This is a genomic window from Breznakia blatticola, from assembly GCF_004365815.1.
Classification (GTDB): Bacteria; Bacillota_I; Bacilli_A; order Erysipelotrichales; family Erysipelotrichaceae; genus Breznakia; species Breznakia blatticola.
The window spans coordinates 1-12489 of record NZ_SODD01000030.1 but is presented as its reverse complement, the minus strand read 5'-3'; the positions used below and the strand labels follow the sequence as shown (position 1 = coordinate 12489).

At 33.1% G+C, this 12489-nt stretch carries 12 protein-coding genes; all 12 read right to left on the bottom strand.

Annotated elements, in window-relative coordinates:
- Positions 1 to 68: 68 nt before the first annotated feature.
- Positions 69 to 818 carry a DUF2087 domain-containing protein gene (locus EDD63_RS08150; RefSeq protein ID WP_134170299.1) on the bottom strand — a complete coding sequence of 250 codons (750 nt, stop codon included), beginning with the start codon at positions 816 to 818 and terminating at the stop codon, positions 69 to 71.
- Positions 819 to 930: 112 nt separating this feature from the next.
- Entirely contained in the window at positions 931 to 1824 is an 894-nt protein-coding gene (locus EDD63_RS08145; protein ID WP_134170297.1) for a tyrosine recombinase, read from the bottom strand.
- Positions 1825 to 1867: 43 nt separating this feature from the next.
- Positions 1868 to 2395, bottom strand: coding sequence for a flavodoxin domain-containing protein (locus EDD63_RS08140; protein ID WP_134170295.1), 528 nt, complete (start codon positions 2393 to 2395; stop codon positions 1868 to 1870).
- A gap of 850 nt (positions 2396 to 3245) precedes the next feature.
- Complete coding sequence (gene dinB / locus EDD63_RS08135) at positions 3246 to 4418, bottom strand: DNA polymerase IV (protein WP_134170293.1); 1173 nt, start codon at positions 4416 to 4418, stop codon at positions 3246 to 3248.
- A complete protein-coding gene (gene recN / locus EDD63_RS08130; RefSeq protein WP_134170291.1) occupies positions 4411 to 6060 on the bottom strand; it encodes a DNA repair protein RecN in 1650 nt (549 codons plus the stop codon). The genes dinB and recN overlap by 8 nt, the downstream gene beginning before the upstream one ends.
- 1 nt (position 6061) lies before the next feature.
- On the bottom strand, positions 6062 to 6832 hold the full coding sequence (locus tag EDD63_RS08125; RefSeq protein WP_134170289.1) for a TlyA family RNA methyltransferase: 771 nt from the start codon (positions 6830 to 6832) through the stop codon (positions 6062 to 6064).
- A complete protein-coding gene (gene dxs / locus EDD63_RS08120) occupies positions 6823 to 8688 on the bottom strand; it encodes a 1-deoxy-D-xylulose-5-phosphate synthase (protein WP_134170287.1) in 1866 nt (621 codons plus the stop codon). The genes EDD63_RS08125 and dxs overlap by 10 nt, the downstream gene beginning before the upstream one ends.
- An 8-nt stretch (positions 8689 to 8696) precedes the next feature.
- On the bottom strand, positions 8697 to 9545 hold the full coding sequence (locus EDD63_RS08115) for a polyprenyl synthetase family protein (RefSeq protein WP_134170285.1): 849 nt from the start codon (positions 9543 to 9545) through the stop codon (positions 8697 to 8699).
- The gene (gene xseB / locus EDD63_RS08110) at positions 9538 to 9756 is read right to left on the bottom strand and encodes an exodeoxyribonuclease VII small subunit (protein WP_134170283.1); all 219 of its coding nucleotides are present in this window, start codon (positions 9754 to 9756) and stop codon (positions 9538 to 9540) included. Before xseB ends, EDD63_RS08115 begins: the two co-directional genes overlap by 8 nt.
- Positions 9746 to 11011 (bottom strand): exodeoxyribonuclease VII large subunit, encoded by a 1266-nt coding sequence (xseA, locus tag EDD63_RS08105; RefSeq protein WP_134170281.1) that lies wholly within the window; start codon positions 11009 to 11011, stop codon positions 9746 to 9748. The genes xseB and xseA overlap by 11 nt, the downstream gene beginning before the upstream one ends.
- Entirely contained in the window at positions 11008 to 11385 is a 378-nt protein-coding gene (gene nusB / locus EDD63_RS08100) for a transcription antitermination factor NusB (RefSeq protein WP_134170279.1), read from the bottom strand. Before nusB ends, xseA begins: the two co-directional genes overlap by 4 nt.
- Positions 11386 to 11533: 148 nt before the next feature.
- Entirely contained in the window at positions 11534 to 12313 is a 780-nt protein-coding gene (locus EDD63_RS08095) for an HAD family hydrolase (protein WP_134170277.1), read from the bottom strand.
- Between the last annotated feature and the right edge of the window lie 176 nt (positions 12314 to 12489).

Sequence of the window (12489 nt, the reverse complement as noted above, 5' to 3'; positions counted from 1 at the left end):
CACATATTATGAATGCTTTACTTCGCATAATGTGTATTATGTAATATTTAGATGTATGAATTATAGGGTTATTGTACAGTTTCTGGTTTCCAGTATCGAATTCCATCGTTTGTACGTTTTAAGAAACCATATTCAATCATGTACCTACGTATCGTAACAAAATCATCGTAGATTGCTTTTAGTATTTCATTAACTTCCATTTCTGTATATTCTTTATTCTCAGCAAATTGTTTAGCTATCATACGTAATACTGCTAACTTTGCTTTTTGCTTTGCTGGTAGCATTTTTAGTTGCAATGGACTTGTACTACTAAAATATCGATCAATGAACTCTTGTTCTTCTTTTAGCGTCATTAAATATCGATCATCGACCATTGTCGCGCTTTGATGTATAGGAATGTACGCTTCAAAGGAACTCGATTGCTCTGAGAGCTCGTACATTGCAAGAAACACCTTAGCTTGCTTTGCTTTTTCTTTTAATTGGTAACGCTGTTGTCGAACCGTAGATAATGATGTATGTGTAATCTTGGCAATCTCTTTATCACTTTTATTATCCGCAAAATATGAAAGCATCCGTTTTTGCACATCACTTAGCATCGTTTGTTTTTTATCAAGTGAAAATAACTCTTGTAAAGTACCACCATGAACCTCACAAATATGGTGCTTCATAGCTGCATGTGCATCTAATAGTTCATCTTTACATGTATAAATGTGTCCAGTTTCATATTTTTGATCACAAAAAATACATGCATAAACATCATCATGTACTGTATAACCACATTTTAATTCATCTAAACGTAATTCTTCAATTTTCTTCATATATATCACATCCTTTATATAAACATTATCATATATCGTTTATTAATACAATAAACAATGCAAATTGTGTTTATTAATAATATAAAAAGAAGATGTAGTTAGATAAAGTTAACTATTTCTTCTTTTTGTTCATTGCTTGTAAATATTCATGTTTTAAACGATCACTTTGAATGTGTGTATATATTTGTGTTGTCGATATATCACTATGACCAAGTAGTTCCTGGACACTACGCAAATCTGCACCACCATTTAATAAGTGTGTTGCAAAACTATGTCGAAATGAGTGCGCAGAAATTGTATTATTCATCTCTAACTCCGTAAGTTTCTTTTTGATCATCGAATGAACATATTGTCTTGTTAGTCGATTCCCTCTTTGATTAACAAACACATAATGAAGGTTCTTTGTATTCCAAAATGTTCTTGGACCATCAAAATACAACTGTAAGCAATCAATTGCATGTTGATTGATTGGAATAAGGCGTTCCTTATTTCCCTTCCCTACAGCTTTAATTATGCCTTGTTGAAGGTGTAATTGATTCATTTGCAAGTTACAAACCTCGCTTACGCGCAATCCACAACCATACATGACTTCAATAATCGCATGTTGATATAAATCAACATCTTTTTTATCATTAAATGCACCTATAAACATTTCTAAATCATTCTCATTTAAAAATGAAGGTAGTTTGTTTCCTTTTTTACTTAGTTTTACATGCATTGCTGGGTTTGCAACACTTGGAAAATTATATGTGACATAGTAATGAAAGTTACGAATTGATACAATCATCCGGTTTATGGAATTCATCTTTTTTGATAACGCTTGATTTTGAATAAACGCTTCAATATCTTTGTACTCGATTGTTTCTACATCTTCTATATTATGTTCGTGCATAAATGACTCATATTGTACAAGATCATTTTTATAGTTGTCAATTGTTGTCAGTGCCTTTTGATCAATAACACTAATATAGTGAATGTAGTTTTCAATCGCTTCATGTAGTTTCATATACGTATTATATCAAATAATCAAAAAAAGTAGATATAAATACCTACTTAGATAGATAAGCAATTAATGGAGCTAAATACTCTTTTTGAATATTGTTTGCTTCTTGTTGATTAACTGACATGATGGTTTGTTCCAATGTAGTATATGTACTTGGATCTTTTTTCTTTAAAGACTTTCTTAACATCTTAATCAGTGTTCGATCACGAAATGACATCTTATTTTCATCAAAGACTCCATGTGCATAAAATAATGGTAGATCTTTTAATTCATGCTTTAAATTGTGTTCTCGTATCGTATCAAGTACATGTTCTTCGTATGGAGTTGCTCCAACTGCTAAAATCACTATTTTTTTACCATGTAATGCCTTTGCATGCTTTTTCAAAAACGATAAGCCAGCAATTGATGATGCATACACACCACCACAAAGTATGATTGTGTTATATGTTTCTACATCGTGTATATTTGCTTTACTTATTTCTACTAAATCAAAACCAGTCATTTCTGCTAACCAAGTTGCATATTGCTTTGTGGCACCATATTTTGACTTGTATAGTACAATCCCTTTACTCATAATATTCCTCCATTTTTTCTAGTTCAATTATCGCAAAGATAACTACACAGTACAACTCAAATACATATACTTTACTGATTATTGTATAACGAAAGTAAACGTAAGACAATTGGTGATTACCTTATATTTCAAACACTATAATCATATCAAAATTCGTATCTGAATATAAGTCTTGTTTTTATGTTTTAAAATAACATAATAGAAGTAGATATCTTACGTATGTAACTAAAATAATGAAGGAGGGATTCTATATTGTGGACATTTTCCTAGTTATATCATCAACAATAATAATAGTACTTAATATTGTTGATAATAATTTTTTCACATAGGGACCGTTTTAGATTTTATTGTACTTATTTATTCTCTTTATAACATTCATAAAAAAAAAAAAAAGAAAGGATAACATACCATTAAATAAAAAAATATTTAATGGTACTTATTACATCTTGTATAACCGTTTATAAGCTTTTCTATATTTTTCAGACATCAGTTTTAGCAACATATAATGAAGAAAATGGAGAAATTGAAGTAGAGGAATTTATTGATTCAATTGTAAGTGTAAAGCATTTAGCGCTACCTGAAAAGACTGAGGTGTCATTATTTTGACATTCAACCTCAGTCTTTTTTTACGCTTAACTTGGACAAAGAACTCTCCAGATAAATTTGGGTTTGTTGGCAACAGTCGTTCCACACTGACACCAATATCCCTTAGCACGCCTATCACATATGTTGGATATCATTCAACATGTAAGTTGTTTGACATATCATTTGTATATTGTTTTTGAAAATCCGTGCATTATTTTACGCTTACTAACAAAAAAGTGTTTCTTACATTTTTGTAAAAAAACACTTACTTATGATCCTTTTTATCTAATAAACTTGAAGCATATACCAATTTACTTCCTAGTATATCTTTATTCAGTTCATCAATGATATCTAGTTTTTTGTACTTGCTTTCATAGTTGAATAAACTTAATTGATCAACTCTTTCATTATCTGACTTTAAACTTCCTAACCCAATTCCTAAATGACGAATTGGAATGTCCTCATAGTTTTCATCAAACAAAGATAAAGCAACTTCAAGTATCTTATCTGCATCTTGGATATATTCTTCTACTGTAATTGATCGAACTACATTACGAAAATCAAAATAGCGAATTGATACAGATATCAGTTTTCCTGACATCGCTTTTTGTTTTGCTCGATTTGCAAGTGAAGCTGCTAATTTACGCAAGATACCAACAAGTTCGTTATACTCTTCAACATCGCTAACAAACGTTGTCGATTGAGAAATTGATTGTACCGTGTTGGAGAATTCAATTCGATCACTACTTATTCCCTTGGCTTTTTGAATCATTTGGAGTGTATGTTTACCTAGTATAGGACGAACAATTGCATAATTTTCATCCTTAACTAAATCTCCAATCGTTTCAACACCATGTTGAATCAGTATCGGTGCTGTTTTCTTTCCAATCCCCATCATATCGCCAATTGGAAGTGGCCACAATTTCTTATCCAATTCTTGTTTGCGAATTACATAGATTCCAAGTGGTTTATAACGATCACTTGCCATCTTTGCTAGAAATTTTGTTGGACCAATCCCAATCGAACATTTTAATCTTAATTCATCTTTTAGACGTTGTTGAATCTCCCAAGCTAAATCAAGAGGACGTTCATAGTTTTTTATCACTTCACTCATATCTGCATAACATTCATCGATACTTGCGATTTCAACAAACGGTGTATAGGTTTTTATAAAAGCGAAAAACTTTTTTGATAGTTCTTTATAGTAATCATGATCTCCTTGTACCACAATAAGATCTGGACATAAACGTAAAGCTTCATGTAAAGGCATCGCAGAATGGACACCATATGCACGTGCTTCATAGCTTGCTGTACATACAACACTACGCTTACTTAACCCACCAACAACGATGGGTTGTCCTTCTAAAGAACTGTTGCGAATTACTTCAGCATTGGCAAAATACGCATTTAAATCAATGTGAAAGATAACCTTAGCCATGAGATTCCTCGCATGAATCTAGTAGTTCTTTTGCGGCATCAAGGGCTTTATCTGAAAGTGAATTTGTTGAAATCATTGCAAGTTCTCGAATTCGTTCATCATAAGATAGTGATACAATTGAAGTACTTGTATGATCATTTACTTCTTCTTTTCTTACTAAATAATGTGCATCTGCGTGTGCAGCTACTGGAGCCAAATGCGTAATTGAGAATACTTGCGTTACTTTTGCTAATTCTTTCATCTTTTGTCCAATCGCATATGCCACTTTACCAGATACTCCTGTATCAATTTCATCAAAGATAATTGTTTCAATATGTTGTAGTTTTGTGAAGATAACTTTCAATCCTAACATTAAACGTGAAAGTTCCCCACCAGAAATTACTTTTGTCAGTGGACGTAAGCTTTCTCCTTTATTCATCGAGATATAGAATTCCACTCCATCAATTCCATGTACACTATCTTGGTTTGTAAATGTGATTTCAAATTTCGCATTTGGTAAATATAAATCTTCTAACTGTACTTGAATTTCTTTTTCTAATTCTTTTGCACGTTGTTTACGCTTTTCACTTAATTTACTAGCATGCTTATAAAACTCTTTATATAGTTGCTCGATTTCTTGTTGTTTTAATGCAATTGCTGCATCACGATCACTAAATAGTTCTATTTTTGATACTAGTTCTTCTTTTTTAAGAAGCACATCTTTAAATGTGTGTCCATGTTTACGCACAATCTTTTGAATTTGAAATAAACGCTCTTGAACTTGATTAAGTTTTTCTTCATCATATTCAAGTGAATTTGCATAAGCATGTAGAGCATCTTTTTGCTCATCGATTAAGTAATATGCATTTAACATTTCTTCTTTGATTTTTACTAACGCTTCTTGTTCAAGCTCATCTAACGCTTTTGTAGCTTCATAAATATTTTCATAACTCGATGTATCAATTGCTTGCATTGCTTCGTTTAGCGCCTTAGAAACGCGCTCAAAAGCCATCATATCCTTTTGATAGTTTTCTAGTTCTTCAATTTCATTTTCTGATGCATCAAGCGCATTAATTTCATCTAATTGGAACATAAAGAAATCAAGATCCTCTTGATTAAATTCTTTTTCCAATAGTGTATCTAATTCTTGTTGTTTCTGTTTATAGTCTTTGTATGCAGTACGTACGCTACTTGTTAAATCATCGTCTTGGACAAAATTATCAAGCAAACCAAGATGAGATTTTGGATTGAGTAAGTACTGTGAATCGTGTTGTGAGTGAATATCGATAACGTCACTCATTAGATCGCGCAAGAAAGCAGCAGTAACATTACGTGAATTTACCTTCGTTGTACTTTTTCCTTCTTGTGTAAATGTTTTTGAAATAATAAAACTGTGATCTTCAACTTCAATTTCTGCTTCAGCTAATTTCTGTAGTGATGGATGCTTTTTATGTACTTCCACACACATCTCAAGTACTGCTTTTTGAGCACCTTTTTGAATAAAACTTGGTGATACTTTTGCACCACACAATATAGAAATGGCATCAATAAAAAGCGATTTCCCAGCCCCCGTTTCTCCACTGAACGCAGAAAATCCATTTTGAAAATCCAAAGTTAGTTCATCAATTAACACGAAATTTTTGACATATAAACTTAGAATCATCTTATTCTCCCTTCAATACATCTTGAATGTGTATCGATTTTGATACACTATGATATTTCATATAGAAAATATATTCTTGATTACCTGAACGACCTTGTATTGCGGCTTTATCGATTGCTTTGATTCCAAATCCAAGAGATTGGAAGTAATCCATATAGTCTAGCAATAGTCGTTTATGTACATTTTTATCTTTTACGACACCTTGTTTATTCACAAAGTTTTTCCCTACTTCAAATTGTGGTTTTACCAATACAAGCAATTCTGTTTTATCATTACAATATGTAACAACAACATCAAAGATTTTCTTCAGTGATATAAAAGATACATCAATACATATAAAATCAATAACTTGTTGGATCTTCGCTGGATCTAGTGTGCGAATATCACAACTTTCAAGATTACTTACTTTTGGATTATCTTTTAAAGATTGTGCAAGCTGATCAACGCCAACATCAACAGCATATACGTGACGTGCACCTTGCTGCAAACAAACATCAGTAAATCCACCAGTGGACGCACCAATATCAAGCACAACTTTATCTGAAAGTTGCACATGGTATTTCTCAATTGCATAAAACAATTTCAAACCACCGCGACTTGCAAACTCATGTTCTGATTTATGCACAACAATACAATCTGTATCATTGATTGTATATGCAGGTTTACGAATGATTTTTTTATTCACTTCCACATATCCCTCTTTGATTAAATCTTGTGCTGCAGCACGTGATTTCACATCTTTATATGTTGCAAGATATTGATCTAATCGCATGTAAGCACCTTTTTTAGTTCCATAAAGCAACTGTCAAGATCAATATGTTCAACTTGGCGTAATACTTGCGTATTTCCATGACAAACAAAATGATCATCAATTCCTAAACGTACAATATTTGCATCGATATTATAATCATTTGCATATTCTAAAACAGCACTAGATAAACCACCAGCTTTCATATCTGTTTCGTAAATGACAACCGGTTTACTACTTGTTAGTATTTGCTGTAACATCGCTGTATCAAGTGGTTTAAAGAAACGCGCATTTATAACAGCAATATTCAGTTTTTCTAATTTTGCCTTTTGAATACAGTTATCTACATCTGGACCATACGTAAGAATAAATGCATCGACTGCATCACTTGCTTGCCATTTACTCCAAGAACCAATTTCAATCGCTGTAAATGGATCTTGATTATCTGCAACACTTCCTCTTGGAATTCGAATTAGCCATGGTTTTTGATGTAGAAAGGCACTATATAATAAATCATGTGCTTCTTTTGCATCTTTTGGTTGTGATAAGACAAGGTTTGGTACATTTCTAAACATTGCAATATCAAATAGACCATGATGTGTTTCTCCATCTTCACCAACTAAACCAGCACGGTCTACAGAAACTACAACTGGTAAATTCATACGCGCAATATCGTGATTCATTTGATCATATGCTCGTTGTAAAAACGATGAATAAATGGAAATAAATGGTCGCTTCCCTGCTGCTGCTAAAGCTGCAGCAAATGTCACTGCATGTTCTTCGGCAATACCACAATCAAAGAAGCGTTCTGGATATGTTTCATAAAACCCTTGTAGTTTTGAACCTGCCATCATTGCTGGTGTCAGAGCTACAATATCTTCATTTTCTTTAGCTAAGCGAAGTAGACCATCAGACATGATGGAACTCCAATCTTTATGATCAATTGGTTTTGTACTTAGCATTTTCCCACTTGCTACATCAAATTTACCAACCCCATGCCAAGCACCAGTATCATCTAATTGTGCAGGCAAGTATCCTTTTCCTTTTTGCGTAATTACATGTACAACAATTGGTCCATCATGTTTCTTTACAACTTCAAAAACACGAATCAATTCGTGTAGATTATGACCATCAATTGGTCCAATATAATCAAGACCAAAATCATCGAAAAATGAAGCATCAACAACTGTATGCTTAATGTTATTTTTTAAATCGCGCAATCCTTCTAATACATTTTGACCTGCGCTATTACTACTTAAAAATTCCTGTAATCCATGTTTGAATCCAGTATATCGTTTACTTGAACGAAGTTTTGTGAATGTTTGTGACATCGCTCCAACATTTTTAGAAATGGACATCTCATTATCATTAAACACAATCACCATTTTGCGTTTCTCACTACCAATTTCGTTGAGTGCTTCAAATGACATTCCACTAGCTAAACTACCATCACCAACAACTGGTAATACTTGATAGTCTTCTTTATTCAAATCACGTGCAACTGCAAAACCAAGTGCAGCACTTAGCGCAGTAGAAGAGTGACCTGCTTCCCATGAGTCATGTTCACTTTCTTTGCGTTTTTGAAATCCTGAGATTCCTTGGTATTGACGTAGTTTTGAAAACTCTTTTGCACGTCCAGTAAGTATTTTATGAATGTACGACTGATGTCCCACATCATAAATAAACTTATCACTTGGTGATTGAAATACATAATGCATGGCTAACGTTAATTCAACAATCCCTAAATTACTAGATAAATGACCACCTGTTTGTGCTATCGATTCAACTAAAAAACTACGAATATCCTTCGCAAGTTTTTCTAATTCAGGTATGGATAACACTTTAATATCTGATGGTTGTTTTATATCTAGAACATTCATAGTAACTCCTATTTTTGACGATTTCTTAGTTGATCAATCAACTCTGTCATCGAATGTTTATCAATGATTAAAGTATCAAGTAGATTCTCTATATCATTTAACAAAGTTTCGACAATTTCCTTACTTTCTTCTAATCCAAGTAAAGACACATATGTTGTTTTTTGATTTCTTTCATCACTTTTTGCATCTTTACCTAACATTTCAGATGATGCAGTTACATCTAAAATATCATCTTGAATTTGGAAAGCTAAACCAAGTTTATATCCAATTTGCTCCCAACATTCTTTATCACTACTGTATTTATCTGCAATGATACTACCAATAATAAGTGGTAGTGTAATCAGTTTTGCAGTTTTATAATTATTGATTTCCTTTAATTCATCAAGTTCAATTGCTTTATTTTCATTTTGAATATCAAGTTGTTGTCCATAGATCATTCCTTTGATACCAGCTGCATTAACAAATTGCTCAATCACTAAGCCTGTATCAATTCCTCTTTCACAACTTTTTGCGGCATAACGAAATGCTTCTGTTAACAATGTATCTCCAGCAAGAATTGCAATGTCTTCTCCATACTTAATGTGGCAAGTTGGTTTACCTCGACGCATGGTATCATTATCCATACTTGGTAGATCATCGTGAATTAATGAATACGTGTGAATCATTTCAATTGCGATAGCTGCATCAATCCCTTTATTTAAAGGAATGTGATATGCATCTAAAGTTGCAAACAATATGTTACTACGTACATGCTTACCACCATTTAATAACGAATAATACGCAGCTTCTTTTACCACACCGTCTGGTGCATATGCTAAGGCATCTTGTAAGTACGGTTCAATATCAAACTTACTCATGTGTTGCCTCACTTTCATTTGTTTCTTCTGCAATCAATTGTGAAACTTGTTCTTCAAATCCTTGTAGTTGCTCATCGCAACTTTTTACAATTAGCAGTGCTTCTTTTAATAAATCGATAGCATCTTCTAACTCCACTTCATTGCGTTCTAGTTGGCTTACTACTGTATCCAAACGGTTCATTCTCTCTCTAAATGTCATTTTACTTTCCATCTGTTTCTCCCTCGACTTTCGCTTTGATTTCTCCATCTTGTAATCGTATATGAATGCCTTGTCCAACATGTACATCATTTACACTTTTAATTACATGGTCATCTTGATCAAAAGTTACCGCGTAACCACGGTTTAATATTTTAAGTGGACTATATGCATCTAGTAATGCAACTTTCTTTTCATAGTCCTGTCTTTGTTTTTGACTATACTGTTTTACACTCGTATATAATCTTTCTTTTGCTCTAATTAATGCACTTGCATTTCTTTCATAATATACCTTACTTTTACTTAATCGTTGTACAATCAGTTGTAAATGTAATGCATCATCTTTAGTCAATGCATCTTTATTTGATAACAATGGCTTTTCTTGATAATAAAGCAATTCACTACGACTATCTAGTAGTAGTTGTTCTACTTTGCGGATTGCACGTGCCTTTATTTCTTGTAAACGCATTTCTACTTCATGAATGTCAGGTGTTACAATTTCTGCAGCAGCACTTGGTGTAGGTGCACGCAAATCACTTACATAATCAACCAGTGTTGTATCCGTCTCATGTCCCACCCCTGTGACAATCGGCGTTTGCATTGTATATATTTGACGCGCTAGCATTTCATCGTTGAAACACCACAAGTCTTCAATGGATCCACCACCACGTACAAGTAATATAACTTCATGATGATTTTGATCTGCAATTCTCAAATTTTGAATAATATTGCTTGCTGCTTGTTCACCTTGGACCAAACTAGGATATAATTTCACTTTTGCAGCTGGCCATCTTCGTTCAATAATACTGAACACATCTTGAATTGCGGCTCCGGTTTTTGCACTTATAATTGCAATATCCATTGAATAGGTTGGTATTTGTTTTTTATGTTCAACCGCAAACAAACCTTCTTTATGAAGTTGTGCTTTTAACTGTTCAAGACGTAAATACAAATCCCCTTCTCCATCGCTTTGCATATTGGTAACATACAACTGTACACTACCGCGGGCTTCATACATACTCACACTACACAAAACAATCACTTGCATTCCTTCACGAACTTGAAATTTTACATTTCTGGTGTGACTTGCAAACATCACACAACTCATGGAAACATTTCCGTCCTTTAAAGAAAAATACATGTGACCACTACGATGATGTGTAAAGTTCGATATTTCACCCTTAACATATAAAGAGCGCAATTTTGGATCTCCATCAATTGCGCGTTTTACATATGCAGCGAGTTTTCGTAACTCTACAACTTGACTCATAGGCGATCCAATACTCCATTGATTAGTTTATAAGCATCATCATCACAGTATTTTTTTGCTAATTCGATGGCTTCATCAATAATAATTTGACGCTGCGCAGTTTCAAAATCTAGCTCTGTAGCAGCAATAAGTAATATTGCTTGCTCGATATAACCTAAGCGATCAAAGTTCCAACTACCATTTAAGACCTTGTTAATACGTTCTTTATATACAGGTAGATTCTTTGTAGCATCAATTGTAATTGTATACAAAAACGGTGGGATTTCATTCCCAATTTTATCATTATCTACAAGTACACGCTTGATGTCTTTTTGTAATAAAAAACTTTGATATAGACTAGTCATTGCGACTTCTCTGGTTTCGTGACGATTCATAAAATACTCCTTATTTTCATCTCTTATTCTAACACAAAATGCTAGTGAATTATATCACAGTGGCCAAAAAAAAAAGAATAGGTAACCCATTCTTTGTTTAGTGTTTTTTGGAATTGACTTTCTTGTATGTTCACAGCACTGTAATTGCTTATAACCAACCAAAATGTTTACATGCATGTAAGATTCCATCTTCATCACAATTGGTCGTCACATATGTAGCAACAGCTTTCAGTTCATCAACTGCATTTCCCATTGCAATCCCAGTTGCTGCTTGACTAATCATTGAAATATCATTATGTCCATCTCCGAAACAAACCACATCTTCAAGTGGTGCATCTAAGTATTTCATCATCTTTTGAATTCCACCATATTTATCATCTGGTTCAACAATCATAAATGGTGAATAATAACCAACAAGAATTATATCTTTGAATGCATGTAAATGTTCATATTTACGATATGATTCATCCACAATCATACGAGTTATCTTTTCATATGAATTTGGATCAAAATATGGATCAATTGTTACTTTCCCCCAAAAGTTAAATGAATCAATCGTTTGCTTTAAAGCTAAACTGTTTGTCACAAATTGATCATCCCCATCTTTTGATACCGCAATTGGGATTTGATATTCCTTACAGGTGTTTAGTAATGCTTGCACTTCTTCTTGATTCATTCCTTCATGAAAAATCATCTCATCATCAACCTGGGCACAATATCCACCATTACTAACAATATGATGAATTCCTAGTTGTTTAGCCATTTCTTTTGCATGATAATGTGGTCGTCCTGTCGCTAGTGATAGAAAATGCCCTTGTTCTTTTAATGCTTGAATTGTATCTAATGTAAGCTTAGGAATTTCATTTCCATGCTTCACCCCTGTTGTTAGTGTTCCATCCAAGTCAAAAAACATATATTTTTTCTTCATTCAATTTCCTCCATATTTTATTATACAGCAATAATGAAATGGAAACCAAAGTCATTTCATAAAAAAAGAATAGCCGAAACTTAATGTCATTAAGTTAAGCAATAGAATTGTAAGAGGAGTCAATTAATTTTGACCCCTCTTTTTTTCTATTGACTTTTACTACAAAATTTGGGCGC

Excerpts from the sequence above, each read along its gene's own strand:
- EDD63_RS08145 (WP_134170297.1), bottom strand. The coding sequence starts at position 1,824 with ATGAAACTACATGAAGCGATTGAAAACTACATTCACTATATTAGTGTT.
- EDD63_RS08095 (WP_134170277.1), bottom strand. The coding sequence starts at position 12,313 with ATGAAGAAAAAATATATGTTTTTTGACTTGGATGGAACACTAACAACA.
- xseB (WP_134170283.1), bottom strand. The coding sequence starts at position 9,756 with ATGGAAAGTAAAATGACATTTAGAGAGAGAATGAACCGTTTGGATACA.
- EDD63_RS08125 (WP_134170289.1), bottom strand. The coding sequence starts at position 6,832 with ATGCGATTAGATCAATATCTTGCAACATATAAAGATGTGAAATCACGT.
- EDD63_RS08140 (WP_134170295.1), bottom strand. The coding sequence starts at position 2,395 with ATGAGTAAAGGGATTGTACTATACAAGTCAAAATATGGTGCCACAAAG.
- recN (WP_134170291.1), bottom strand. The coding sequence starts at position 6,060 with ATGATTCTAAGTTTATATGTCAAAAATTTCGTGTTAATTGATGAACTA.
- dinB (WP_134170293.1), bottom strand. The coding sequence starts at position 4,418 with ATGGCTAAGGTTATCTTTCACATTGATTTAAATGCGTATTTTGCCAAT.
- EDD63_RS08115 (WP_134170285.1), bottom strand. The coding sequence starts at position 9,545 with ATGAGTAAGTTTGATATTGAACCGTACTTACAAGATGCCTTAGCATAT.
- dxs (WP_134170287.1), bottom strand. The coding sequence starts at position 8,688 with ATGAATGTTCTAGATATAAAACAACCATCAGATATTAAAGTGTTATCC.
- xseA (WP_134170281.1), bottom strand. The coding sequence starts at position 11,011 with ATGAGTCAAGTTGTAGAGTTACGAAAACTCGCTGCATATGTAAAACGC.
- nusB (WP_134170279.1), bottom strand. The coding sequence starts at position 11,385 with ATGAATCGTCACGAAACCAGAGAAGTCGCAATGACTAGTCTATATCAA.
- EDD63_RS08150 (WP_134170299.1), bottom strand. The coding sequence starts at position 818 with ATGAAGAAAATTGAAGAATTACGTTTAGATGAATTAAAATGTGGTTAT.